Source organism: Bradyrhizobium amphicarpaeae, assembly GCF_002266435.3.
Lineage (GTDB): Bacteria > Pseudomonadota > Alphaproteobacteria > Rhizobiales > Xanthobacteraceae > Bradyrhizobium > Bradyrhizobium amphicarpaeae.
In genome coordinates this window covers 3,151,273-3,176,422 of record NZ_CP029426.2, presented here as the reverse complement: position 1 = coordinate 3,176,422, position 25,150 = coordinate 3,151,273, and the positions used below count along the sequence as shown (strand labels likewise).

The 25,150-nt window shown below is 64.2% G+C and carries 26 protein-coding genes and 1 pseudogene; 14 read left to right on the top strand and 13 right to left on the bottom strand.

The features are described from left to right. Positions 1-5 precede the first annotated feature (5 nt). Together CIT40_RS14530 and CIT40_RS14525 are read right to left on the bottom strand one after the other, a co-directional pair. Entirely contained in the window at positions 6-1,655 is a 1,650-nt protein-coding gene (locus CIT40_RS14530) for an acetolactate synthase large subunit (protein ID WP_094896617.1), read from the bottom strand. 173 nt (positions 1,656-1,828) lie between these two features. After that, complete coding sequence (locus tag CIT40_RS14525; RefSeq protein ID WP_094896616.1) at positions 1,829-2,722, bottom strand: LysR family transcriptional regulator; 894 nt, start codon at positions 2,720-2,722, stop codon at positions 1,829-1,831. Positions 2,723-2,826: 104 nt separating this feature from the next. Between CIT40_RS14525 and CIT40_RS14520 the strand changes: the two are divergent. Together CIT40_RS14520 and CIT40_RS14515 are read left to right on the top strand one after the other, a co-directional pair. Continuing rightward, positions 2,827-3,567: pseudogene (locus CIT40_RS14520) on the top strand (SDR family oxidoreductase). A 35-nt stretch (positions 3,568-3,602) separates the two neighbouring features. Then, positions 3,603-3,836 carry a tautomerase family protein gene (locus tag CIT40_RS14515; RefSeq protein ID WP_094896615.1) on the top strand — a complete coding sequence of 78 codons (234 nt, stop codon included), beginning with the start codon at positions 3,603-3,605 and terminating at the stop codon, positions 3,834-3,836. A gap of 10 nt (positions 3,837-3,846) precedes the next feature. On the opposite strand, the gene CIT40_RS14510 is transcribed toward CIT40_RS14515, so the two are convergent. Beyond that, entirely contained in the window at positions 3,847-4,398 is a 552-nt protein-coding gene (locus CIT40_RS14510; RefSeq protein ID WP_094896773.1) for a carboxymuconolactone decarboxylase family protein, read from the bottom strand. Positions 4,399-4,467: 69 nt separating this feature from the next. On the opposite strand from CIT40_RS14510, the gene CIT40_RS14505 reads away from it, so the two are divergent. The 4 genes from CIT40_RS14505 (at position 4,468) to CIT40_RS14490 (ending at position 6,458) form a co-directional block, all read left to right on the top strand. Next, the gene (locus tag CIT40_RS14505) at positions 4,468-4,839 is read left to right on the top strand and encodes an MmcQ/YjbR family DNA-binding protein (RefSeq protein ID WP_094896614.1); all 372 of its coding nucleotides are present in this window, start codon (positions 4,468-4,470) and stop codon (positions 4,837-4,839) included. 82 nt (positions 4,840-4,921) lie between these two features. Then, positions 4,922-5,074, top strand: a complete 153-nt coding sequence (locus CIT40_RS14500) for a hypothetical protein (protein ID WP_094896613.1) — start codon at positions 4,922-4,924, stop codon at positions 5,072-5,074. A 59-nt stretch (positions 5,075-5,133) separates the two neighbouring features. After that, positions 5,134-6,006, top strand: coding sequence for a bifunctional helix-turn-helix transcriptional regulator/GNAT family N-acetyltransferase (locus CIT40_RS14495; protein WP_094896612.1), 873 nt, complete (start codon positions 5,134-5,136; stop codon positions 6,004-6,006). A 56-nt stretch (positions 6,007-6,062) separates the two neighbouring features. After that, entirely contained in the window at positions 6,063-6,458 is a 396-nt protein-coding gene (locus tag CIT40_RS14490; RefSeq protein WP_094896611.1) for an ester cyclase, read from the top strand. An 84-nt stretch (positions 6,459-6,542) separates the two neighbouring features. On the opposite strand, the gene CIT40_RS14485 is transcribed toward CIT40_RS14490, so the two are convergent. From CIT40_RS14485 to CIT40_RS14470, 4 genes are all read right to left on the bottom strand, one after another. Beyond that, the gene (locus CIT40_RS14485; RefSeq protein WP_094896610.1) at positions 6,543-7,763 is read right to left on the bottom strand and encodes an MFS transporter; all 1,221 of its coding nucleotides are present in this window, start codon (positions 7,761-7,763) and stop codon (positions 6,543-6,545) included. 282 nt (positions 7,764-8,045) lie between these two features. Next, the gene (locus CIT40_RS14480) at positions 8,046-8,624 is read right to left on the bottom strand and encodes a DUF308 domain-containing protein (RefSeq protein WP_244611972.1); all 579 of its coding nucleotides are present in this window, start codon (positions 8,622-8,624) and stop codon (positions 8,046-8,048) included. A gap of 85 nt (positions 8,625-8,709) precedes the next feature. Then, positions 8,710-9,291: a TetR/AcrR family transcriptional regulator gene (locus CIT40_RS14475; RefSeq protein WP_094896608.1), complete on the bottom strand. Its 582-nt coding sequence runs from the start codon at positions 9,289-9,291 to the stop codon at positions 8,710-8,712. Positions 9,292-9,454: 163 nt separating this feature from the next. Next, positions 9,455-10,723, bottom strand: a complete 1,269-nt coding sequence (locus CIT40_RS14470) for a hypothetical protein (protein ID WP_094896607.1) — start codon at positions 10,721-10,723, stop codon at positions 9,455-9,457. Between the two features lie 185 nt (positions 10,724-10,908). Here CIT40_RS14470 and CIT40_RS14465 point away from each other — a divergent pair, with 185 nt between their 5' ends. From CIT40_RS14465 to CIT40_RS14455, 3 genes are all read left to right on the top strand, one after another. Next, positions 10,909-11,409 carry a peptide deformylase gene (locus tag CIT40_RS14465; protein ID WP_094896772.1) on the top strand — a complete coding sequence of 167 codons (501 nt, stop codon included), beginning with the start codon at positions 10,909-10,911 and terminating at the stop codon, positions 11,407-11,409. Between the two features lie 278 nt (positions 11,410-11,687). After that, the gene (locus tag CIT40_RS14460; RefSeq protein WP_094896606.1) at positions 11,688-12,734 is read left to right on the top strand and encodes a permease; all 1,047 of its coding nucleotides are present in this window, start codon (positions 11,688-11,690) and stop codon (positions 12,732-12,734) included. An 11-nt stretch (positions 12,735-12,745) separates the two neighbouring features. Continuing rightward, positions 12,746-12,982 (top strand): thioredoxin family protein, encoded by a 237-nt coding sequence (locus CIT40_RS14455; RefSeq protein ID WP_094896605.1) that lies wholly within the window; start codon positions 12,746-12,748, stop codon positions 12,980-12,982. A gap of 144 nt (positions 12,983-13,126) precedes the next feature. Here the strand turns inward: CIT40_RS14455 and CIT40_RS14450 are convergent, their stop codons facing one another. Both CIT40_RS14450 and CIT40_RS14445 read right to left on the bottom strand, forming a co-directional pair. Continuing rightward, positions 13,127-13,489, bottom strand: a complete 363-nt coding sequence (locus CIT40_RS14450; RefSeq protein ID WP_094896604.1) for an ArsR/SmtB family transcription factor — start codon at positions 13,487-13,489, stop codon at positions 13,127-13,129. After that, positions 13,489-14,151 (bottom strand): SRPBCC family protein, encoded by a 663-nt coding sequence (locus CIT40_RS14445; RefSeq protein WP_094896603.1) that lies wholly within the window; start codon positions 14,149-14,151, stop codon positions 13,489-13,491. Before CIT40_RS14445 ends, CIT40_RS14450 begins: the two co-directional genes overlap by 1 nt. Before the next feature lie 168 nt (positions 14,152-14,319). Here CIT40_RS14445 and CIT40_RS14440 point away from each other — a divergent pair, with 168 nt between their 5' ends. After that, entirely contained in the window at positions 14,320-14,676 is a 357-nt protein-coding gene (locus CIT40_RS14440; protein ID WP_094896602.1) for a cupin domain-containing protein, read from the top strand. Positions 14,677-14,838: 162 nt separating this feature from the next. On the opposite strand, the gene CIT40_RS14435 is transcribed toward CIT40_RS14440, so the two are convergent. Next, the gene (locus CIT40_RS14435) at positions 14,839-16,086 is read right to left on the bottom strand and encodes a serine hydrolase domain-containing protein (RefSeq protein ID WP_244611971.1); all 1,248 of its coding nucleotides are present in this window, start codon (positions 16,084-16,086) and stop codon (positions 14,839-14,841) included. Positions 16,087-16,575: 489 nt separating this feature from the next. Between CIT40_RS14435 and CIT40_RS14430 the strand changes: the two genes are divergently transcribed. The 4 genes from CIT40_RS14430 to CIT40_RS14415 are packed head-to-tail and all read left to right on the top strand — an operon-like array spanning position 16,576 to position 20,890. Further along, entirely contained in the window at positions 16,576-17,823 is a 1,248-nt protein-coding gene (locus tag CIT40_RS14430; RefSeq protein WP_094896600.1) for an efflux RND transporter periplasmic adaptor subunit, read from the top strand. 38 nt (positions 17,824-17,861) lie between these two features. Then, positions 17,862-18,551: an ABC transporter ATP-binding protein gene (locus CIT40_RS14425; protein WP_244611970.1), complete on the top strand. Its 690-nt coding sequence runs from the start codon at positions 17,862-17,864 to the stop codon at positions 18,549-18,551. 9 nt (positions 18,552-18,560) lie between these two features. Continuing rightward, positions 18,561-19,721, top strand: coding sequence for an ABC transporter permease (locus CIT40_RS14420; protein ID WP_094896771.1), 1,161 nt, complete (start codon positions 18,561-18,563; stop codon positions 19,719-19,721). Between the two features lie 2 nt (positions 19,722-19,723). Further along, complete coding sequence (locus tag CIT40_RS14415; RefSeq protein WP_094896598.1) at positions 19,724-20,890, top strand: ABC transporter permease; 1,167 nt, start codon at positions 19,724-19,726, stop codon at positions 20,888-20,890. Positions 20,891-20,936: 46 nt separating this feature from the next. Here the strand turns inward: CIT40_RS14415 and CIT40_RS14410 are convergent, their stop codons facing one another. From CIT40_RS14410 to CIT40_RS14400, 3 genes are all read right to left on the bottom strand, one after another. After that, positions 20,937-22,235: a hypothetical protein gene (locus CIT40_RS14410; protein WP_148667198.1), complete on the bottom strand. Its 1,299-nt coding sequence runs from the start codon at positions 22,233-22,235 to the stop codon at positions 20,937-20,939. 188 nt (positions 22,236-22,423) lie between these two features. Continuing rightward, the gene (locus tag CIT40_RS14405) at positions 22,424-23,806 is read right to left on the bottom strand and encodes a hypothetical protein (protein WP_094896596.1); all 1,383 of its coding nucleotides are present in this window, start codon (positions 23,804-23,806) and stop codon (positions 22,424-22,426) included. Continuing rightward, the gene (locus CIT40_RS14400) at positions 23,799-25,106 is read right to left on the bottom strand and encodes a WS/DGAT/MGAT family O-acyltransferase (RefSeq protein ID WP_148667197.1); all 1,308 of its coding nucleotides are present in this window, start codon (positions 25,104-25,106) and stop codon (positions 23,799-23,801) included. Before CIT40_RS14400 ends, CIT40_RS14405 begins: the two co-directional genes overlap by 8 nt. Positions 25,107-25,150 lie beyond the last annotated feature (44 nt).

Here is a 25,150-nt window from a genome sequence, read left to right as displayed (position 1 = left end):
TATTTCTACCGCGCCCGCAGTTCGTCGACCAGCACCCGCACGTTCTCCGAATAGTCGATCGGGATCACGACCAGATGCACGCCGCCTTCTTTGAAGGCCGCGTCCAGCGTCGGACCAAAACTGTCGACGCTCTCGATCCGATGCCCCTTCGCACCGTAGGCCTTCGCGTACAGAACAAAGTCGGGATTGCCGAAGGTCATGCCGTAATCGGCGAAATGATCGACGGCCTGCTTCCAGCGGATCATGCCGTAGGCGTTGTCCTCCAGCACCAGCACGACGAGGTTGAGCTTGAGACGGATGGCGGTTTCCATCTCCTGGCTGTTCATCATGAAGCCGCCGTCGCCGGCGACCGCGAGCACGCGGCGGTCGGGATAGAGCATCGCGGCCATCATCGCCGACGGCAGGCCGGCGCCCATGGTCGCCAGCGCATTGTCGAGCAGCAGCGTGTTGGCAACGCGGGTGCGGTAGTTGCGCGCGAACCAGATCTTGTACATGCCGTTGTCGAGCGCGACGATGCCGTTCTCGGGGATCACCTGGCGGATGTCGTGCACGATGCGCTGCGGCGTCGGCGGCCAGCGCGCCTCGGTGGCGCGGTCGGCGATGTGCCCCAGGATTTCCTCGCGCAGCGGCAGCAGCGCCGCAGCCTGCGGCAGCTTGCCTTCGAGCCGGTCGGCGAGCAGTTCGAGGCTCGGGCCGACATCGCCGACAACCTCGGCGTCCGGAAAATAAACCTGCTCGACGCTGGCCGAGGTGTAGCTGACGTGAATGACCTTCGGCCCCGACGGCCCCATGATGAAGGGCGGCTTCTCGATCGGGTCGTGACCGATCGCGACGATCAGGTCGGCGGCATCGATGGCGTCGTGGACATAGTCGCGCTCGGACAGTGCGGCGGTGCCCATGTAGAGATTGGTGCCGCCAGGCACGGTGCCCTTACCCATCTGCGTGGTGAAGAACGGAATGCCGGTCCGCCGCACGAAGCTCGCGATGCCGTGGGTCGAACGTGGCCGGCTGGTCGCGGCCCCCATCATCACCAGCGGGTGTTTCGCAGCCAGGATCATCTCCGCGGCGCGGTCGAGCGCAGCGCGATGGGCGACCGGGATCTCGATCGGATGGACCGGGATCACGGGGACATCAGGCACCTCGTCACCCGCGATGTCCTCGGGCAATTCGAGATGCACCGGCCCGGGCCGCTCCTCCATCGCGACGCGAAAGGCGTCGCGCACCACGGTCGGAATGCTGGAGGCGCTGATGATCTGCCGCGACAGCTTCGTCAGCGGCTTCATGGTCGCGACCACGTCCACGATCTGGAAGCGCGCCTGCCGGCTGCTCATGATCGGCTTCTGCCCGGTGATCAGGATCATCGGCATCGCGCCGAGATGCGCATAGGCCGCGCCGGTGGACAAATTGAGCGCGCCGGGGCCGAGCGTGGACAGGCAAACGCCGGGCTTGCCGGTCAGCCGACCATGCGTGGCCGCCATGAAGGCGGCGGCCTGCTCGTGACGGGTCAGGACCAGCTCGATCTTGGAGGTGCGCAACGATTCCACGAGATCGAGATTCTCCTCGCCGGGAACACCGAAGATGCGATCGACACCCTCGTTCTCCAGCGCCGCGACAAACAGGTCCGATCCCTTGACTTTGTGGTCCTGCCCGCTCATGCCGCCTCCGCGCGTTGTGCTGCTCCCATGAACCAGGAGCAATCACATGGTAGCCACTCGCAGCGACAGCACAACTCACAATGCGGCGCGCAACGGCTCAACCAACGTCATCGCGAGCGCAGCGAAGCGATCCAGAGTCTTTCAGCGGACGCATGTCTGGATTGCGCTGGCATTCACGGCTTCGCCTCCGCGAAAATCCCGGCGATCCAATCCAGGAACACGCGCAGACGCAGCGCGAGCTGGCGGTTCTGCGGATAGAGCGCGCAGAGCGGCGTCGGCGACGGCGGATGATCCGCCAGCACCTCGACCAGCGCCCCGCTGGCGAGATCGTCCGCAAAGCGATAGCGAGGCGCCTGCGCAAGTCCAAAGCCGAGCCGCGCGAGGTCGGCCATGGTGTCGGAATTGTTGACGCGAACCCGGCTCGGCAGCACGACATGGCGAAGCGTGCCGGCGATGGAAAATTCCAGCGGCAGCACGTCGCCGGTGCGCGAGGAGAGGAAGGCCACCATCTGATGGCCGTCGAGTGCGTCCGGCGTCGCCGGCGTGCCGTGGCTCGCCAGATAGGCCGGGCTCGCCACCGTAACCTCCGCGATGGTGCCGAGGCGGCGCAGGATCATGCCGCTGTCCTCCGGCTCGCCGGAGCGGATCACGCAATCGATGCCCTCGCGCACGAGATCGACGAGGCGGTCGCCCTGCCCGATCTGCAAGTCGAGCTGCGGATAGCGCGCCAGGAACGCAGGCAGGTGCGGCAGTATGAAGGTGCGCGTCAGCAAAGGATGCGCGTCGATACGCAACAGGCCGCGCGGTTGCGCATCGCGCATTGCGGCTTCCGCTTCCTCCACCTCCGCCAGGATGGCGACGCAGCGGCGGTAGTAGTCCTCGCCGTCGAGCGTCGGCGTGACATGCCGCGTCGTCCGTTCGAGCAGCCGCGCCCCCAGCCGCGCTTCGAGGCCCCGCAGCACCTCGCTCGCCGTCGAGCGGGGAATACCGAGGTCGGCGGCTGCGGCCGTAAAGCTCTGCCGCTCGACCAGGCGGACAAACAGGCGCATGGCGTCGAAACGGTCCATGGGGTGATTGTTCACCACAGCCGACAAGTGATGGCAAGTCTTGGACGATTATCCGGCCATGGCGATCGCGTATCTCCCGGTCAGACCGATCGAGGAGACCCACCATGACCACCCCATCCCAGCGCGCCGCCATCGTCACCGGCGGCTCCCGCGGCATCGGCGCGGCGACCGCCCGCCGGCTGGCGCGGGACGGAATCGCGGTTGCCATCAACCATGCCAGTGGCCGCGACGCCGCCGACGCACTCGTTGCCGAGATCGAGGTCGCCGGCGGACAGGCCATCGCCGTGCAGGCCGATCTTGCCGATCCGGCAACCCCATCGCTGCTGTTCGATGCGGCAGAGCGTGCCTTCGGCGGCGTCGACATCCTCGTCAACAATGCCGGAGTCATGGAACTCGGGCCACTCGCCGAGATGACGGACGCCGCGTTCGCGCGGCAGATGTCGATCAACCTCGAAAGCGTGTTCCGGTCCTTGCGCGAAGCGGCGCGGCGGCTCCGCGACGGCGGCCGCATCGTCAACTTCTCGTCCAGCGTCGTCGGCCTCTATCAGCCCGGCTACGGCGTCTAAGCCGCGACCAAGGCCGCGGTCGAAGCCATGACCCATATCCTCGCCAAGGAGCTCGGCGGCCGGCGCATCACGGTCAACGCGGTGGCGCCCGGTCCGGTCGAGACCCGGCTGTTCATGGACGGCAAGAGCGAGCAGCAGGTGCGGGCCATTGTCGCCATGAACCCGTTCGGCCGCCTCGGCCAGCCCGACGACATCGCCGGTGTCGTTGCCTTTCTCGCCGGCCGCGACAGCGGCTGGATCAACGGCCAGATCATCCGCGCCAACGGCGGCGTGATCTGACACGCAGCGCGACAACGGACACGGAGACGACAATCATGCCTTTCGCCAACATCAAGATCCCGCAGGCCGCGCTGTCGCGCGCCCAGAAGGCGGAGATCGTGCATCGCCTCACCGCGCTGTTCGTCGACTATTTCGGTGAAGCGGCGCGGCCGCACACGATGGTCCTGATCGAGGAAGTCCCCGACGGTGGCTATGGCCGCGCCGACGAGGTATTCGTCGTCCCCGATGCTTATCGCGCCGGCGAGTCCGTGAAGGCAGCCCCAGGCTGAGCTCGCGAGCCTACTCCGCGGCTTCGCTGTGAGGGACGCCTTGCTCGACTTCGAGCTGAAGGATGTCGTTGAAGCGGTTGAAGGCGCCGCACAGCGCGATGCGCCAGGTCAGCTCGACGATCTGGGCTTCCGAGAAATGCACGCGAAGGCGAGCAAAGATGTCGTCGCGGGTCTTGTTCCAGTTGTTGGTGACGGCGATGGAATATTCGACGACGAGCTTGTCGAGCTGATCGAGCTCGGGATGGTCCTTGTAGTCGGCAAGGCGCGCGGCGCCCTGCTCCGAAACGCCCTGCACCGCCAATTTTGGCGCGTGATGGGAGACGCAATAGTCGCACTTGTTGAGCAGCGAGACTGTGACCAGCGCAAGCTCGAGATGCCGCTTCGACACCTGGCCTTCGCTGGCGAGATCGACCAGCAGCGACCACATATGCTTGAAGATCGGCAGCCGATGCGCCATGACACCGGCTTGGTTCTCGAACGCGCCGTAGGTCGCCATCTTGTCCCACAGCGGCCTCAGCGCCTCCGGCAAATCGTCCCTGGTCTTGATCGAAACTCGCGACATGGCCATTCATCCCTGGTTGGAGAATGCATGTTGCCATAGCGGCAGCCCATCCGCCTCGATTGCGACCGCATGACACCCAAGACATTTGAAAGACGCTGTCTGCGCCTGCCTGCCGTCACCAAGGTGGTGCAGTGGGAAGGCACCTCCGTGTTCAAGGTCGGCGGCAAGATGTTCGCGCTCAGCGGTGGCTTTGCCTCGGGTTCCGGCGGCTACATGCTCAAGGTCTCGGACGTGGCCTACGCGATCCTGATCGAACATGGCGTGGCACGGCCAGCGCCGTATCTCGCGCGCGCCAAATGGGTGCAACTCGCCGGCAATAACGCTCTGCCGGATGCCGCGCTCACGGCTTATTTGGCGCAGGCTCATGCCCTGATCGTCGCAAAGCTCACCCGCAAATCGCGCAAGTCCCTGGGGCTGGACCGACCACTCTCCAGAACGTGATGGGATGATTACCGTCCTCCATTGGATTTTTGCTGCACTGCACCTAGCTCGGTTGCAAAGCCCATTTGAGATGGAGTGTTCCATGAGCAATCCCACCACCGCATCCTCCAAAGCTTATCGCTATGAACTCGTCCACAGCGACGGCGCCGACTTCGTCGCCTACCAGCGCCGCCGCGAGGACGGACTCTGGCAGACCTTTGCGACCTGGATGATACCACGCGCGATCTGCACCTAGAGCGACACGAATCCCGCCGCCGTTGACCGGGACATCATCTCTGACTAAAGTCAGAAATCATGCTCGATCCCGTTTCACGCGTCCGTCGCTTCAACCGTGCCGTGACCTCCGCTGTTGGCGCGCTCGATACCTCATTCCTCGGGCGCGGCCGGCCGCTGGGTGCCGCACGCGTGCTCAACGCGATCGGCCATGGGCGCTCGGATGTGGCCGAGATCCGCGAGTATCTCGGCCTCGATTCTGGGTTGATGAGCCGGCTGTTACGCGGCCTCGAGGACGAAGGGATGATCGAGACCATCGCGCACGATGGCGATGCAAGGCGGCGCGTCGCGAAGCTGACGCGGACCGGCAAGCGCGAGTTCGCCGCCTATGAGGCGCTGTCGAACACGCAGGCCGAGGGCTTGCTCGCGCAGCATTCGCAACGCGAGGCGCTGCTGGCGGCGATGGACCTGATCGCGTCTGCATTGACGCGCGAGCGTGTTGCGCTGGAGGAGATGGATCCGCAGAGCGAGCAAGCGCGCTACTGCCTCGGCGAGTATTACGCCGAGCTCGGCCGCCGCTTCAGCCAAGGTTTCGACGTCTCGCTGTCGCGCGACCCCGACGCCAAGGACATGCGCCGCCCGCGCGGCAGCTTCATCGTCGCGATGTCGGACACGCTGCCGATCGGCTGCGTCGGCCTGAAGGGAACCGATCAGGGCTATGCCGAGATCAAGCGGTTGTGGGTGGCCCCCGCCGCGCGCGGATTGCGGCTCGGCCGGCGGCTGATGGACACAGCCGAAAGCGCCGCGCGCGAGCTCGGCATCACGCTGCTGCGGCTCGACACCAACAGCGCGCTGCCGGAGGCGGCCCAACTCTACCGCGGCACGGGCTGGCGCGAGATCCCGCGCTTCAACGACGACCCTTATCCGGATTTGTTCTTCGAGAAGCGCGTCTAGGCTGGACCGGTTCGGGGTCTTTGCGCGTTAGGGTCGAAGTCCAAGTGGGTTTCGATATGAGACGAGACGACCTTGCTGCCATCTACCATGCCTACATCGCCTGCCTGAACCGGCAGGACTGGCCGTCGCTGGGCCGGTTCGTGCATGAGGAGGTCGCCCACAATTCGCGGCCGCTCGGGCTCTCAGGCTATCGCACGATGCTGGAGCAGGATTTTCGCGACATTCCGGACCTGCGTTTCGACGTCGCAATGCTGCTGTCGGATCCGCCCAGGATCGCGGCACGACTGAAATTCGATTGCGCGCCGGTCGGGACCTTCCTTGGGCTGGCGGTCAACGGCAAGCGCGTGTTGTTCTACGAAAACGTGTTCTACGAATTCGCCGACGATAAGATTCGGCAGGTGTGGTCGATCCTCGACAAGACAGCGATCGAGCTGCAGCTGGAAGTATCGTAGCCAGGATGAGTGAAAGCGACATCCGGGTCCCGACTGAGTACCGTCCCGGGTATCGCTGCGCTCACCCGGGCTACCGTTTCACGATCACGCAGCCGCCGCTGCCACCTGCCCTTGCGGCTTCGCGAACGGCTTGAACGTCATCGCCATCAGAAAGGCGCCGAGCCCCATGGCCCAGGAGAGGATGTAGAGCCAGGCGTAGCTCGAGAAGGCGTCGTAGATCAGGCCGCCGGCGAGCGGGCCCGTCGCCATGCCGAGGCTGCCGGCCATCGCCGTGCCGCCGATCACCGTGCCCATCATCCGCAGCGGAAAGTTTTCCCGGATCAGCACGGCGTAGAGCGGCATGGTGCCGGCATAGATGAAGCCGAACACGGCGCCGACGGCGTAGAAGGTCGCGAGCTGATGGGCGAAGACGTAGGCGAGTGCGCCGAACGCCTGCAGCAGCAGCCCCGAGACCAGCACACGCTTGGCGCCGAACCGGTCGCCCATCAGGCCGAACGCGATGCGGCCGCCGAGACCGGCAAACCCCTCGATGCTGTAGATCGTCACCGCCGCGACCAGCGGAATGCCGCAGCTCACGGCATAGCTGACGGTGTGGATGATCGGACCGGAATGGGTGGCGCAGCAGAAGAAGTTGGTCGCGAGCAGAATGAGGAATTGCGGCGAGCGCAGCGCCTCGCTTCTCGACATCTCATTCTGCCCGGCCCGCTCGCCCATCGGTGCGGCCACGGCCTGCGCGAGTGCCGGTGGACGGCGCACCAGCAACGAGACCGGGATCATGATGGCGCCGACCACCAGCGCCACGATCTGCATCGAGGTGCGCCAGTCGTGGTTCGAGACGAGCCAGGCCGCGAGCGGCGCCATCGTCATCGGCGCCACGCCCATGCCGGCCGACACCAGCGACACGGCGAGGCTGCGATGGGTCTCGAACCAGCCGGTCACGGTCGCCATCATCGGCGCGAAGATCGCCGCGCATGAAGCGCCGGTCAGAAGGCCGAACACGAACTGGAACACGATCAGGGAGGTCGCATGGCTCGCCGCGAACAGGCTGAGCGTCAACACTGTCGATCCCGTCAGCACCACCGGCAGCGGACCGAACCTGTCGGACAGCGTCCCCCAGATCATGCTGGAGCAGGCCATTGCCAGAAAGCCGATCGTCATTGCGCTGGAGATGCCGGTCACCGACCAGCCGGTGTCCTTGGCGATCGGCTGCAGGAACACCGGCAGCGAAAACATGCCGCCGATCGCGACGCAGCCGAGCAGGCCACCGGCCGCGACGATCACCCAGCGATAGGGGGATTGAGTCATCTTTGTCTCCCGTGATGATCTTGTCTGATGGGAAGACGAACGGGAGCCGCGACCGCCGACAGGATCATGCAAGTTTTTTTGCGGATACTGCCACCACGAATCGCGAAAACAACCCCATGCACAGTAGCCCGCCTCTGCGGGATCAATGACTTAGCGGGCGGGCGAAATGAGCCGCCAGCGGCTCGCGATGGCCCGCCGTGGTTTGACGCGTCGGGCAAAACATCAGGGTATCATCTCGCCAATCCAGTTCGCCTTCGCTTGCGTGACGTCCGCAATCAAATCTCACATCGCCGCGCCACGGCGCCACGTACTGACGGTGAGCCAGACTGCAGACACCAGGAAGTAGACTGCGCCGACCGCAGCATAGCCCGCGACGTTCGCGATCGACGGGATCGCAGGCATCGTGGCCTGAAAGATGAAGAAGCCGCCTGCCAAAGCCGACTGGCCGCCGCTGAGCACCATGGCCCATTGCGCGCCGAACAGCTTCCAGCGCCGCACGGCCGTGCCGAGTTGAAGCAATCCGGCAAGGATCGCCCATGCTCCGAAGATCCCGAGTACCCAGTTCATGCTCACCTGCAAGGCCAGGATGACCGCGATGGTCGTCGCTAGGCTGACCAGCACGTTCAGGGCCTGGGTACGGTTCTGGTTCAAGCCGCCGCTGCAGAACGCATCGAGATAATTGGCCGCGGCGTCCCATGCCGGATAAGCGACGAGCAACGTTGCCGCGATCGCCGCGGACGATGGCGCGACGGCAAAGGCGGCAGCGACCCAGGCAACGGAAAACGCAGCGCGAAGGAAATAGTATTGCTTCAGCCATTGCGCACGGTCGGACATATCCGAAGCCATCTCGATATCTCTCATTTTTCTCTTCCTTACCTACTAGTTGGTAGATGTTGATCGAAATCGACCCTCGCCGTCCAGGTCGATTGCAGTCGTGCTGGTGGCGTCAGTGCCTGGGGGAAAGCCGATCCAGTAGCGGCCGGGCGATGATCCCGAACATCTTCGGATCGCCATAGGCCCGTGCCGACAGCATCGCGCCGTGAACGGTCGCCATGAATCCTTCGGCTTCGATCCGAGCCGTGCTCGAGAGCTGGAACCGCCCCTGCCGCTTGCCGCGCTCCATCACGGATGTCAGCCACGACGCCAGCGCGCGGAAGTGCGCCCGGACCTCGAGCGCGACCTCCTCGGGCAGGATCGGGAGCTCGCTGGCCAGCAGCGCGCAAACACAAAACGGAGCCGTCGCATCCTTGATGCAGGCTTCCCAATACGCGACATAAGTCTTGAGTTGTTCGCCGGGGTCCGAAACGTTGCGCTCCATGGCCGCCAGTCCCGCCTGGGCTTCCTCGCGATATCGCGCCACGAGCGTGCGGACCAGATCGACCTTGCTGGCAAAGTGGTGATGAATGCTCGGTTTGCGGATGCCGACGACGTCCGCGATGTCGGCGTAACTGAAGCCGTTATAGCCGCCCGCGATGATCAACGTGCGTGCACAGGCCAGGATGTCGTCGGCGGTCGAGGTGTTGCTCATGTGGCTTGACTACCTTCCAGTTGGTAGGCAGTCAAGTACAGGCGCTTCAATGATCCGTGAAGCCGGGAGGCCCGTAGGATTGTCGACGACCCGGCCGTCGTCTGCCAGACCGACAGGCCTCACTTACTACGGCTTGCCGTGCATCGATGCATCGGACCGCGCGTCACGCGCCGCCTTTGCCTCCAGCCAGCATCTCTGCGATCGTCTTGAAAGTGGCAAAGACGGGAGAAGTCAGGGCCGGTCCCAGAATGGCGAGGATGCTCGTCACCGCAGCGGGAATTCCGAACTCGAGCTTGTCCGCGTCCTGTTTTTGGAATGCAGGAGTTAGTCGATAGCGCCTCACGTCCAAGTACCAGCCCGCCAACGCAGGGGCTGTTGCCGCGAACAGGGCTATGGTTCCCGTCATGCCCAGATGGCTGGTGAGAGCATTTGCCAGCGGCTTTAGAGCTTCGGCCTGCGGCGCGACGACGAGGCTGAGCGGCCAATCCATCACGACCTTGCTCGCGAAGGTCGCAACCACAAGGATGGCCGAGCTGAGCGCAACCATCCGCTGGAGATTTGACTTCCGATCCTCCAGACTTGAGAGAGAAAGCTTTTCTGCGGGGCTGCAAAGCACGGCGAACGCCAGGAGGGCGACACCAACCGCGACCAGTCCGACGAACGTATTGATGTCGATGATCAGCTTGATGGCGTCGCTGACCTTGAAAGAGGCTCCGTTTCTGTACGTTTCGAACAGCGGCCCAAAAAGGCCAACATTCTGATCGGCCTTATCGAGCAAAGCCTTCAGGAATGTTTGCCCCGCATTGGCATAAGCCGTCGGAGCCTTCGTAACCCAGCCCGCCAGAACGAGGCAGAGCGTGAGACCCACAAAGAACAAGATCCTGTTGCGGCGAAAAACGATCCATCCACCGAACAGCAAGGTCGCCGCGCTCACGAGATACAGTACGCCGCTGGTCGCAGCATAATTGTATCGAGCCGTCAACGTGTCGCTAATTTGCTTGGATTGGGCAATGGTCAGGTCGGCGTTCCGGCTTTCTTCTGCCTTCTCGACCTCCGCCTTGGCAGCGGCTTCTGCGGTTTGCGCGGCCTCAACTGCCGCTCTCGCATCATCCTTTTGCTTGTCCGACGCAGTGCCAGACGCCTCCGATTTTTCGAGCCCTGCTTGCTTGCCGGCCAGAGCCTTTTGCTTGTCGACAAGAGCATTCTTCAGCTTCTGGATTTTGACATTGGAATCGCCCACAGGGTTCGGAAGGACGAAACCGACGACTGATTTGTCGTCCAATGGCATGAGCACGTCAGCAACGCGATTCGGCGCCAAATAACCCAAAAATAGTGGTCCGATCACACAGCAAATCGCCAAAAAGTACCCGGTCAGGAGATGCGGCTCCGGCACCAGATCTTTCTCCTGGCCGGTCATATCGGCAGCGGTCATGTCTTCCCCCAAAGAAAAACGTAGATACAAAAATGAAGATACGGGTAGCTTGAGCGCATCTCTGAAATGTCAAAAATTTACAACCGAAGGTTACAAGAGACCAATCACATGCGCAACGATAAACCGTGCTTGGTCGCCTTCCCGATCCTCGATACTGCTTCTCGCCCGCATTGGTCGCTCCGATCATGACCATCCGCCCCATCGTCCGTTACCCCGACCGCCGGCTCGCGATGCCGGCGCGCCCAGTCACCGCATTCGACGACGGCCTGCGCGAGCTCGCGGCGGACCTGCTCGACACCATGCGCGCCGCGCCCGGCATCGGCATCACCGCGCCGCATATCGGTGTGCCCTTGCGGCTTGTCGTGCTCGAGCTCGACGCCAGGGAAGGCCCCCTCACCTACGTCAATCCGGTCATTGAATGGACCTCACCCGAGATGATCCTGCACCGCGAAGGCAGCGTCTCGATGCCCGGCGTCAATGACGAGGTCCAGCGCCATGCGCGCGTGCGGATCAGCTATCAGGATCTCGACGCCAACATGCGAAGCGAGGAATCGGACGGCCTGCGCGCCGTATGCCACCAGCATGAGATCGACCAGCTCGACGGCATGTTCTGGATCCAGCGGCTGTCGCGGCTCAAGCGCGAGCGGCTGGTGAAGAAGTTTGAGAAGATGGCGCGGAACCCGTAAGCTTTGCTTGCGACAGGGACCGGGCGTTGCGATCGCCAGGGCGCCGGCCTACTGCCCCCGGTCGAAGCAGCGCCGCTGGCCGCGAGCGCCGCGGCCGGATCGGGGGCTTGCTGAATTGACAAAGGTCAATGCACGCGTGCCGGTCGGCGCCTAAGCACTTTCCATGGTTTGCCCGCGCAAGCAAAAAGCGAGACGCGTCGCCAGAGCTACAAGGCGCGGCGCGACGCGCTTGGTTTCATCCGGACTGCCATGTTCGATCAGTCGCGAAGTCTCATGACATGACCACCCAGGCACTCGGGTTCAGGCGTTCTCCGGTTGCATGGATCGGCGGCATCGCAGTCGCGATCGTCGCATGGTTCGCGATTTACCGACAACTCGAGGATTTTTCGCGGGCGGCGGTTGCGCGAATGCCGATCCCCCAGGGCAGCGCGCTTGCCTCCTCGATCGAGTTCTTCCTCTACGACACGCCCAAGGTGCTGATGCTGCTGGTCCTCGTGGTCTTTGCCATGGGGGTGGTGCGAACCTTCTTTTCACCGGAGCACACGCGCGCGATGTTGGCGGGCAAGCGCGAAGGGCTGGGTAACATCGCCGCGGCCGGCCTCGGCGTCTTCACGCCGTTCTGTTCCTGCTCGGCGGTACCGCTGTTCGTCGGTTTCGTCTCGGCAGGAATTCCGCTGGGCGTGACCTTCTCCTTCCTCATTGCCGCTCCCATGATCAACGAGGTCGCACTCGGACTGCTGTTCGCACTCGTCGGGTGGCGCGTTGCCCTCACCTATCTGGCCTTCGGACTTGCCGTTGCCATCGTCTCAGGCTGGGTCATAGGCCGCCTGCATCTCGAAGGCTGGCTGGAGGAATGGGTCCGCAACGTGCGCGCGGGAGATATCGATCTCCAGCCCGGCCAGATGAGCTGGGTTGATCGGTTCGAGGCCGGCTGGAACGCGGTCAAGGAGATCGTCGGCAAAGTCTGGTACTGGATCATCGCCGGGATCGCAGCCGGCGCCTTCATCCATGGCTACGTGCCCGCCGAATTGCTGTCGCGGATCATGGGTGCCGACGCGTGGTGGTCCGTGCCGGCCGCGGTCGCCCTCGGCATCCCCATGTATTCCAATGCAGCAGGCATCATCCCGGTGGTCGAGGCCTTGCTGGGCAAAGGCATGGCGCTCGGTACCGTCCTTGCCTTCATGATGTCGGTGATCGCGCTGTCGCTTCCCGAAATGATCATCCTGCGCAAGGTGCTGAGCCTGAAGCTGATCGCGGTGTTCGCCGCCGTCGTTGCCTGCGGAATCCTTGCGGTCGGATTTCTCTTCAACGCCCTGTTTTCGTGAAAGGACACATCATGAGAGACATCAAGGTGCTGGGCCCGGGCTGCGCCCGCTGCAAGACGACCGAAGAGATGGTCAAGGCCGAGGCGGCGAGGCTCGGCATTGACGTGACCGTCGAGAAGATCACCGACTACGAGGCGATCGCCAAATTCGGCGTCATCTCGACCCCGGGCATCGTCATCGACGGCAACGTCGTCCATGCCGGTGGCCTGCCCAAGACGGATGACCTTCAGCGCTGGCTCCAGGCTTGATGCCTGGAAACGCCGCTCGGAGGGAGGATTAGCAAAGGGTCATCCGCCATCTACCCGCACGGACGGACACGAGAATGGTGGACTACGCCAGCAACCTGCGCTCAGCGCAGCCGCGGATTAATCCACCCGACGAATTCTCTATCCTCACGCCCTCTTCCCGCCTCGCTTGGTGATCGGCGCATTGCGGCGCTCGCGCTTGCCGCGCGCGATTTCCGTCGCCAGCGCGTCGAGCTTCGGCTCCCAAAAATTCCGGAACTGATCGATCCACGAATCGACCGCGCGGAGGCCTGCGGCATCGACCGAATAGAGCCGCCTCTGCGCCTCGGCCCGCACGTTGGCAAAGCCGCTCTCGCGCAGCACCTTGAGGTGCTGCGAGACCGCCGCCTGGGTGATGCCGAACTCCGCCCCAATGACGTCGACGACCTCACCGGATGCCATTTCGCTTTGGCCCAGCAGCTCGAGGATGCGGCGGCGGACGGGATCGGCGAGGACCTCGAAGACCTGCATCAGCTTCCTGTACCGGGATGAGCGATGTCGGGCGGCATCTCGCCGCGATAGAACGCGATGGTCCGGTCGGAGCGTTGCTTCGCCTCGCCGGGATCGACCCCGCTTGCCACATGCGCCGCGCGCCAGGACTCGCCGCTGGTCGTCATGAAGTCCTTGCCCTCCGGTGAGCCCATCCACGCCTCTGCCGTCTCATGGTCGACCGATGCCCCGGAGGCAACATAGCGGTCGAGTCCCGCGAGCGCGAGGTCCCAACCGACGCCCACCGCGCCCGGGCCGAACTGATTCCAATGATCCTCGATGATCGCGGTGTGCTCAAGCGTCAAACGCGCCTGCTGTCGTTCGGCCGCCAGCTTGACGTCGATCCAGCTGATCGCGCCGCCGAATTCCCACGTCGCGGCGAAATGGGTCGGCGGCGTGCACGCCGTGATGGTGCCGCCGGCATTGCCCTTGACCTGGTAGCGTCCGCCGAGCCGGAGGTCGCCCTCGACCGCCGCAAACCAGCGCGGAATCCGTTCCCTGCTGGTCACGGCGTCCCAGAGATCGTCGACGCTGGTGTCGTAGAGCCGCGTCAATGTCACTGCGCTCGCAGCTTTCCCGTCTTTCTCGAAATTCGTCACCGAACGCGTGACAAGTCCCAACACTCTTGCGACGTCGATCTGCATTGGCGGTCCTCCGATCGTCATGTTCGACGATGAATATCGTCCTCTACTAATATAAGTCAATTCTTATATTATGGCCGATCGCCGCGTCAAACCGTCCCGCGGTTGAACAAAACCCCCACTCAAACGTCTACCCGACCTGCCGCCAATCGATCCAGACGGAAGGTTTTCATGAAAGTTCGCAAATTCGCCCTTGCCGACGCCTCGTTCGAACGTTCTCCGGGACAGGACGGCGACATCTTCGCCGCCAATGTGATCGACCAGCGTCACGGCGGGCCTATCACCATCGGCTTCGGCCGCTATGCGCCGAACCAGAGCCTGGACGAAAAGCTCACCGTCGACGACGTCATGCTCGTCCTGGAAGGCAAGCTCTCGGTGACAAGTAGCGGCAGCACCGTCACCGCAGGTCCCGGCGAGATCGTCTACATGCCGAAGGGCGAGACGGTCACCATCCGCTCGCACGATCAAGGCGCCGTGACCGCCTACGTCACCTACCCGCATTGGCAGGAGGCACACGACGCCGCTTAGCCGGTGACGTGTTCGACCAGGCTTGCTAGCTCCGGCAGACCTCGTATCCCGGATGGAGCGCAGTGCAATCCGGGGTTCGTTCTGCACGGGCAGTCGCGCGATACGGTTGGTCCGTCCCGGATTCCGCCTTCGCTTCATCCGGGCTACGAAGAGGCCCGCCCCCTACCCGCCTGCCATCAGTGTCTTCGCCAGCGCCATGTAGGCCGGCAGCGTCACTGGATCGTTGGCGGCGTTGCCGGCGACGGGGTGCGAGGCGTAGCGGGCGATCACCATCTCGGCCTTGGGATCGACATAAATGCCCTGGCCGTAGACACCGCGCGCCATGTAGGTGCCGTGCGCATTGTGCGTGACCCACCATTGATTGCGATAGGACGCTCCCGGCAGCGTCGGGTAACCAGCCGGCTTGAACTTCTCGGGATCACCACCGCGCGCGATGTCCTCGACCACCTGTGACGGCACGATCTGGCGACCGTTGAAACGGCCATGATTGCGCATGGTCTCGCCGAAGCGGGCGAGATCGCGCAGCGTCGTCGAGAGACCACCGCCGCCGCTCTCGGTGCCGATCCGATCGACGTGATAATGCGCGTCCTCCTCCGCGCCCATCGGCTGCCAGATCCGCTCGGACAAGAGCTCCGCCAAGGTCAGGCCGCTGACGCGCCGGCAGATCCACGCCAGCACGTCGGTGTTGACGGTCTTGTAGGCGAACACTTGGCCGTGCTCGCCCTGCTTCTGTTGCGCGATCAGGAAATCGAAGATGTTGGTGGGCCCGTCATAATCCGGCGGGATCGGCGCCATGCCGTTGGCGCGCCGCAGGCCCCACACATCCGAATTCTTGTCGGTATAGACCTCAGTGTAGGCGAGCCCCGTGGTCATATCCATGACCTCGTGTACGCGCGCATCGCCGAATGCGCTGGCCTTCAGCTCCGGCACATAATCGGTGACCGGCGCCTGCGGATCGATCTTGCCCTCGCTGACCAGAAGCCCTGCGAGCACGCCGGTGAACGACTTCGTCACGGACATGCCGATATGCGGCTTGTGTGACTTCAGCGCGCCGAAATAGCGCTCATAGATCAGCCTGCCCCGATGCAGCACCGCAATGCCGTCGGTGTAGGTCTCCTCCAGCATCTTGGCGAACGTCATGGGACGGCCGTCCATGGTGGTCGAGGCGACCGCGCCGATGTCCTGCTCCGCCCGCGGCAGCGGCGACGCAGGCCCCTGCCCACGCCAGACGTTCACGGTGGGCACGAGCTGACGGATGTTGCTCCACGCCCAGCGCAGTTCTGGGAAATTGCGGAAGGAGCCGTCCTGGAAGGTGATGAGGCGATCGGCGGACGGCGGGAAGCCGCGCATCCAGCCGAGGGTTTCGGGGTCCGATTCGGTGGCGCTGGGATTGGTCGGCGGGACGGACATCAGCATGGGCTCCAGGGAGGCGATGGTGATGTCTTAGCAAAGGGTCCGGCGGCGCACATCCAACGCAAGCGCTGGGCAGGTGCACCATCGGGTGGGGATCATAAGCTAATCTCGCGCGACCCTGCTCGATCGCGAGACGGAAGATCACTTGCCCTCAAGGGCGACGCCGGAGCGCACGCTGGCGGCCGTGGTGCCGGCGCCGCCATGGTGAACGATCGCGCGGCAGAACCGCGGCGTGATTGAAGACACGATCATAACCTCCTGTGTGGAAACCGTGACTTCATGCGGCAGCGCAACTTGGCGGTCCGTCGGTGCGGTAGCCATCGGCCATGTTTAACGCCATGAGAAGATTGGAGATTACGACCTCGCGGATTTCAAGCGCGTCCATTTAATGCTAATTGACAGTGGTCAAGGGCATGGCTTACGGCTTTCTTGATAAGATATTTTTTCAACTCTGCGCTGTTTTGCCCGGAAGTCCATGATCAAACCATGACTTTGCCCCAGGCCCTGAGCGACGGCGCACCCGACGCCCCCGATCTGTCCGCGCTTGCCATCGACCGTAGCGCCGGCTCACGGCGCCGCAGACAATTCCGCCGCATCCTTGGGCGCGTCATTCTCGTCGTCCTGCTCGTCGGCATCGGCGGCGCGACGTGGCTGTGGCGCCGGCATGCGCAGATCGTTGTCGAGACCGCTGTGGTCTACTCCATCTATCCGTCACAGGCACTGACTCTGTTGAATGCGACCGGATACGTCGTGGCTCAACGCAAGGCGTCGGTCGCCTCGAAGGCGACAGGCCGCCTCGAATGGCTCGGTGTGCTCGAAGGCAGCAAGGTGCACGAGGGAGAGATCATCGCCCGGATCGAGAGTAGCGACACAGCGGCGGTGCGCGACCAGGCAGCCGCCAACGTGCAGGTTGCCGAAGCCAACCTCGCACAGGGGCGCGCGGAACTCACGCAGGCGGAAATCGCGTTCAGGCGCTCCGAGGCTCTCGGCGAAAAGAACATCATCAGCGACTCGACGCGCGAAAGCGCCGAGGCACGTCTCGCCAAGGCGCGCGCCGCGTTTGCCGGGTACGGGGCCGCCATCGCCGCGGCGCAGGCCAATCTCCGCGCCTCCGAAGTCGCCGTGGGGCAGACGCAAATCCGGGCGCCCTTCGACGGCGTCGTCCTGACGCGGCACGCCAACGTAGGCGACACGATCACGCCGTTCTCGCAGGCGATCGACACCAAGGGCGCGGTGGTCACCATTGCCGATATGGACTCGCTCGAAGTGGAAGCCGACGTGGCGGAGTCGTCGTACCTGAGCATCCACGTGGGGCAACCGGTCGAGATCCAGCTGGATGCGATCCCCGGCGAGCGTTTCGAAGGCGTGGTCAGCCGGATGGTGCCGACCGTGGATCGCGCCAAGGCGTCGACCCTCGTGAAAGTCCGGTTCTTGCAGCGCGACCCGAGAATGCTCCCGGACATGAGCGCCAAGGTGGCGTTCCTCGAGCGTGAAGTCTCCGAATTAGAACGCAAGCCCGTCCTTGCAGTGCCGATGGCCGCCGTCTTCGAGCTCGACGGGCGACAGCATCTCTACGTCGTCGAGGATGGCAAGGCCCGTCTGCGGAGCGTGGATCTCGGATCGAAGGTTGGCGATCAGATCGAGGTCCGCGACGTCAAGGCCGGCACGCGTGTGGTGGTCCGGCCGTTGGACGATCTCGTCGACGGGCGCGCAGTGAAGCAGGCCACGAAGTGACCTTGCTTCACATCTCCGAAGCGCGGACCGGAGAAGACGTGCTGATCGCGCTGAGCGACGTAAGCAAGAGCTACAGGCGCGGCGCACAGATCGTCCCGGTCCTTGCCGGACTCACGTTCGACATCCGCCGCAAGGAGTTTCTCGCCCTGATGGGGCCGTCGGGATCCGGCAAATCGACGATGCTAAACCTGATCGCCGGCATCGACAGTCCGGACCAGGGCTCGATCAAGGTGGGGGGCGAGGACATCACGCTCCTTCCGGAAGCCGAACTCGCCGACTGGCGGGCGGCGAACGTGGGCTTCATCTTCCAGTTCTACAATTTGATGCCCGTGCTCACGGCGCTCGAGAACGTCGAGTTGCCTCTCACGCTCACGAGCCTGGGACGGCGCGAACGCCGAGACCGTGCGCAACTCGCGCTCAGCCTGGTCGGCCTCAGCGATCGCGTCAAGCATCTGCCCTCGGAGCTCTCGGGCGGACAGCAGCAGCGCGTGGCCATCGCTCGGGCGATCGTCACCGACCCGACGGTGCTGGTGGCCGACGAGCCGACGGGCGATCTCGACCGGCAGTCGGCGAAGGAGGTGCTCGAGATCATGCAGCGGCTGAACCGCGACATGGGCAGGACGATCGTGATGGTGACGCATGATCACCGCGCTGCCGCGCATGCGAAACGCATCATGAGCCTGGAGAAGGGCGATCTCTCCTATCTCGTGGAGCAGCGCCTTGAGTGAGTGCCGATCATGAGCCAGTGGCTCACGCTCGTGGCACGCAACGTCTTGCGCCATCGGCTCCGCACGTCCCTGACGCTCGTCGGGCTCGTCGTCGCGATCCTCGCCTTCGGTGTGCTCCAGACCGTCGTCAAGACGTGGTACGCGGGGGTGGACGGCGCCGTTCCTTCGCGGCTGCTGACCCGCAACGCCATCTCCTTTGCGCTGCCGCTGCCGAAATCCTATCAGAAGCGCATCAGCGCCGTCGAAGGCGTGCGGCGCGTCACCCACCTGAGCTGGTTCGGCGGCATCTACAAGGATTCGAAGAACTTCTTTCCCCAGTTTGCGATCGATGCCGCGAGCTATCTCGACATGTTTCCCGAGCTCCTGGTTCCGGACGAGGTGCGGCGCGCCTTCCTGCGCGAGCGCCGCGGCGCGATTGTCGGGCGCAAGCTCGCCAAACGCTACGGCTTCAAGCCGGGCGACGTGATCCAGCTGCGCGGGACCATTTTCCCCGGCAATTGGGAGTTCTTGATCTGCGGCGTCTTCGACGGCCGGGATCCGAAAACCGATACGTCGCAACTCTTCTTCCGCTGGGACTATCTGAACGAAACATTGCGTGTGCGCTCCAAGGCACAAGCCGACCAGGTCGGCGTCTTCGCCGTGGACGTCGTCAGCCTGGATAGCGTCGCAGACGTCAGTCAGGCCATCGACGAAGTGTTTCGAAACTCGCTTGCCGAGACGCTCACCGAGACCGAGCGCGCGTTCCAGATCGGCTTCGTCAAGCAGACGGAGGCGATCCTCATTTCCATTCGTGTCGTCTCCTTCGTGGTGATCTTCATCATCCTGGCGGTCATGGCGAACACCATGGCGATGACGGCCCGCGAGCGGCTCCGCGAATATGCCACGCTGAAGGCCATCGGCTTTAGCCCCGGCTACGTGGCGCGATTGATCCTCGCAGAATCCGTCCTGATAGCCTCGATCGGCGGCGCGATCGGCATCGCGCTCACGCCGCCGGTCGCCGCGCGACTCGCCGAACTCTCCGCCACGCTGTTCCCGACACTGTTCGTGAGCATCAACACGGTCATGTTGCAGGCACTTGCGGCGGTGGTGGTCGGAGTTCTCGCCGCCGTCCTGCCGATGCGCAGGGCAGCCCGCGTCAGCATCGTCGACGGGCTTCGGGCGTTAGGCTGACCATGCCGTTGCTGCTTTCCTACAGCTGGCGAAACCTGCAGGAGCGCAAGCTCACCAATTTGCTGACTGCCACGGGCATGGCCCTGGTGGTGTTCGTCTACGCTGCCGTGCTCATGCTCGATTCCGGACTGAAGCAGACGCTCGTCGCCACCGGCGAAGACACCAACGTCATCTTCGTGCGCCGCTCCGCGGAAGTCGAGATCCAGAGCCTGATCGACCGCCGACAGGCCAGGATCATCGAAAGCCAGCCCGAAATCCTCATCGGGGACGAAGGAGCGCCGCTCGTATCGAAGGAAGTGGCGGTTCTGATCGCGCAGCCCAGGCGCAAGACCAAGCAAGCGAGCAACCTCCTGATCCGCGGGGTCGGTCCGGCCGCTCTGGCCGTGCGTCCGCAAATCCGGATCGCCGAAGGGCGCATGTTTCGTCCCGGATCGAACGAGATCGTCATTGGCCGAGCCCTCGCGGGACGTTTCGAAGACGTCGAGATCGGATCCAGTCTCCGGTTTGCCCAGCGGGAGTGGAGGATCGTAGGCCGGTTCGACGCGGGCGGAAGCGGGTTCGATTCCGAGATCTGGGGCGATAGCGAGCAGCTCGTGCAATCGTTCCGGCGCGACTTTTTCTCTTCGATCACGGTACGGCTGGCCGATCGCTCCGGCTTCGACGCCCTCAAGGCGCGCCTCGAAGCAGATCCCCGCCTCACCATCGAGGCCAAGCGCGAGCGCATCTTCTATGAGGAGCAATCGCGCCTGCTCTCCGGGTTCATTCAGATTCTCGGGCTCACACTCTCGGTGATGTTCTCTCTCGGCGCAGTCATCGGCGCGACGATTACGATGTACGCGGCGGTGGCCAGCCGCATGATGGAGGTAGGGGTGCTGCGCGCCCTCGGATTTCGGCGCTCGCGAATCCTGATTGCATTCCTCGTCGAGGCGCTGCTGCTCGCGCTGATCGGCTGGGCCGTAGGAATCTTGTTCGCGTCACTCATGACGCAGGTGAAGATCACGACACTCAACTGGACGTCTCTCTCCGAGCTCGCATTTCGGTTCGTGCTGACGCCCGGGATCGTCCTGCGGTCGCTCGTCTTCGCCCTCGTGATGGGCTTTCTCGGCGGGTTCCTGCCGGCCGTGCGGGCCGCCCGCATGAAGATCGTCGACGCGCTACGGGTCGCTTGAGTGTTCGGCAGGCGTCGCGCCAATCCGCTTTGTCGATCCGCAATCGTCAGCCGATCGTCCCGCACAGGCCCATGTCCGCGAGCGCCTCGCGCACGAATGGCATCAGTTCGGCTCGGGACGTGATCTGGTCCGGTACGTAGCCGGACACGGTGCAGGACAGTTGTTCGTTGACACGACAGGACGCGATGAAGAGGACACCACCGATCCGCGCGAGCTCCGAAGCCGTATAGCGCTCCAGAGGCGAGGCCTGCAGCAGCGAGGCCTCGCCACAAGGACGGTTCACGTCTGACGGCAATTCCCCGATCAGGCTGCATCCAACCGGCAGGCCCGCCCCGAGCGCCTCCTGCTCCAGGTGCCGCACCAGCCACAGCGGCACATACGGGATCAATGGAAGCAACGGCGACAGATCATCGCCGTGCTGGTTCAGCGAGGCCAGCGCGGCCTTGAAATCCCGCTGCAAGGCGCGCGGATCGTTGCGGCAGACATCGGGGTCCGCCATCACGGTGATCGACCGCAGTGCGTTGCCGCGCCGGTCGCCGGAACGGCGGTCGCTGACCGGCATCACCAGCTTCACCCGCCCCGAGGCATCCACACGCCCGATCCGGAACGCGAGCCGTGCCGCGAAGGCCATGATCAGCGTGCTGCTTGCAACCCCGAGATCGGACGCACGCTGCTGGCACGCCCCCGCGTCCATGACCACCGGCACGAGCGGCGCGTCCACGGCCGGCTCGAAGCGGTCCCGGCCACTTCGCACGCGCGAGCTCGACGGGAGCAAGCCCGCCCTCCCCTTGCGCGACCGCCGCGCGAGAGCCGCCAGAGCGCACCAAACGTCAGGCAGGGCGCGCAGGCTCTCGACACTGTCGCGCGCAAGCATCGCCGGAGACCATCGCCACGATGGGGCCGGAAACCCGTGATCGAAAGGTCGACCAGCCACCGCGTCGGTGACGGCCAGACTGACGGCACGCATGTCGGCGATCGTGTGCGACACCAGCATCGTCAGCACGCAGCCACCGCCCTCCAGCGCCTGGACTGCCAGACGCCAGCCAGGTCCGCGCTCGGGGTCCACACGCAGATCGAGAAGCAGACGTCGCAGCTCGGGCAGACGTTCGCGGGGAAGCGGCTCGCGGAACCACGTCACCGGGCCCGGCACAGGGTTGGCCACCCAACGGTGCCGCCCCCATGGCAACGGTGAACGTTGCAGGAGGCGTCCCAGCAACCCCGCCGAGAGGCGCTCGCTGAACTCTCTCACAGCGGCTTCATCGATAGCGCCGGGGTAAAACCAGGTGACTTGAACCAGAGGCCCCCGCCCGAGCGCACGCAATGCGACGAACGAACCCTGGTCCATATAGCATAGAACGTCGTCCGCCCCGGCAGCTGGGGCGCCGGTCCCGCCATGCTGTCCGAGCCGTTTGTTGGCAGTCGAAGAGCTCAATCCGCCCCCCTGTCTGCTTGCTGCACGAAGCGACCGCTACCCATCAACGGCTCATCTCCCATCGATTGGCAATCCGCATGCGATAACGACACGCGCCGAGATCAGGCCTCAATGGCCGCCTCAAGTCCAAAATCGGCGAGCGTTCGAGAAACCAGCAGGCGAAGTTCGTCGGCCGTGGTTGGCGTGGGGCGCAACTGGCAGGCCTCGATGCACAGAGACACCTTCTTGTCGTAGCGGGAGGCCACGACGACGAGATGACCATGGGAACGCTCCAGATCCCGGCGTGTGACGTTGACATCGACGGCGCGTGTCAGCAAGTGCCGGCACGGCGCGCCGTCGATGCGTGCGAGCCCCTCCGGCAGCATTCCAAGGTCGGAACAGCTTACCGGCAGCTCATCAGAATAATCAAACAACCCGTTCACAAGCGTCTTCGCCGAAGTGCGGGGCATCCAGGCGATGGCAGGGAGCAACGAAGTCAGTACATCGGTCTGACTTTTTCTCGCGCCACGAAGCAGAGCCCTCGCTGCATTCACGGGTTCCAGACTCCTCGTCAGCCCTTCAGGCGCGACGTTCATCATATGAAATTCGATTGCCAGCGCTCGTTCGTCGGCCAGCCCACGCCTTCGGCTTCTCGGGACCAGCAGGCTGATAGCGCCATCCGAGAAACGGCGGCGGCCCAGACTCGACGCCAAGGACGCCACGAAGCCCGGCAGCAACGTACTCATGTCACCACCAAGCCGCTGCTCGCACGCTAACCAGGCATGCGAGTCAACAGTCAGTGCAATAGCGGGAAGCTCCACAATCGTTGACGGGTCGTGAACTGCTTCTGCTGCTGGCGCAACGGCCGAGCCTTTTACAGGGGCGGCGGGCCTGTACCAATGCGCCTGCGCAATCCGAACCAGTGCGGCAACGGTCTGCGGCGCGTCCGCGAGGATCTGCCGGGCGTCAGACAAGCATCCTGACAGCCGCCCGCGACCGCCTTTGGGCAAGTACGGATTCGGGACGCCGGTGCCGTTCACGGCAGATGCGATGACGCGTAATGCTCCCATGCCATCGAGCACCAAATGGGATCCGACGATGCTCACGGCTGTGCTGCCATCGTCGAAGGCCTGGATCGCCATTCGCCCGGCGGGACCGCTGACAGGGTCTATCGGCGCGCGCGCGTGCTGGTTTGCCCACTGCAGCAGCTGAGATCGTGGCAGCGGGTCCGAATTCTGCTCGAACGGAACGGACGTCCCGGCCACCCAGCGAGGCCTACCCCACGGAAAGGATGACGGCTCAATGAGCCGATTGAAGGACAGGGCGATGAGCCGTTCATATGTTTGCACCAGCGCGGCGCGGTTCACGTCACGATCATAGAGCCAAAGGCATTGCATCAGCTGGCTCCGGCCGGTGACCCTGAACAATTCGTAGGCCAGCTGGTCGAGCCAGGCGAGGCGGTGCCGAGCGGCTTTGAGGGCGCCGGTCGTGTTCGTCTCAAGCATCGAAAAACTCGGCAGCCAGTTCGTAATCAGCCAAGAGATGTTCGACGAGCGCACGGAGATGCCGAGGCTCCGTTACCACGCCGGGCTGGTAGGCAACGAAGCTCAGGGCGACAAATCCGGGGATGACGCCGGCGAAGAGCGTGGCCACGCCTTGACGCGCTTCGATTGCGCGACGCGCGACCGGGCGGTCGATGCCACGAAAGCAGATCCGATCAGCCGCGTTGCCATCGATCTGGAGTACGTCCTTGGGCAAGCTGCCCAAGTTCGAACACGTGACCGGCAGGTCGGCGAGCGCGCCAAGCGCCAGATGGCTGGCGGCCGAAAATGCGCGTCTGGGCACAAAGGGCACCAAGGGCAGCAGCGCGGCAAGTCGATTGGGCTCCTGTCTCGTTCGCAGCAGCGTAGCCCGCAGACGCCGCTGCAACGCATGCAGGCCCCCGCGCGGCTCGTCGACACGCACCTTCAATGTGGCAAGTGCGACGCTGTTCCCGCCGGCGTGGGACAGACCTTCGCGCTGGTTCACGGGAATCAGCAGGGTCACTTCCTCGTCACGGATTCGACCGAGCGCCTTGGCGAACGCCGCGGTCATTGCGGTCAGGAGCGTGAGGCGGTTCGCTCCGCGGCTCCGCGCTCCGGCGTCCCAGACCGACATGGGCACGCGTATGAAGGCCGACGGAAACACAACCGTCTGGTCATCCGCGGCTGGCCCCACGGGCGATGCAGCCGGTGTATGCGACGTGTCGAGGGAGGTGTATGAGGTACGGGCCAGTTGGCCTAGCGCCCGAAATGTCGCCGGCACGTCACGCACAATGCGCTGGAGTTCGGCAGCCAGCACCGTCGCGGCGCTGTGCACGGAGCAGAGCGCAGGATAGATCGAGGGCCGCCGCTCCCCGCGCACTGCATCGCTCACGGCCATTGCGATCGTCAGTCCGTCTGCAACGCAGTGCGACACCACAAGCGAGACCACCGTGGAGCCATCTGCGAAGCCCTGGAAGGTCAAGGTCCATGCCGGTCCGCGCACGGGATCCAATGGAAGCGCCACCTGCGCGTCGGCCCACGTTTGGATCGCCTCGGAGGCAAGCGCCGTCTCGGCGGCAACCAGAGCAGCCGACGGCGGTGGCGCGCTGGCCCACTGGTGTCGTCCGAACGGAAGCCGCGCCGGCCGGATCAGCCGTGCCAGATGACCGTGCGCGAGATTGTCACGAAACCGTGTGAGCGCGTCGATATCCAGAGGCCGCAGATAGCGCCACAGCACCTGAATGACCGCGTGCTGCCCGAGCGAGACATGCGCGAGGTACATGGCCTGATCCGCGAAGGACAAGAATGCCGGCGGCATATCCGATA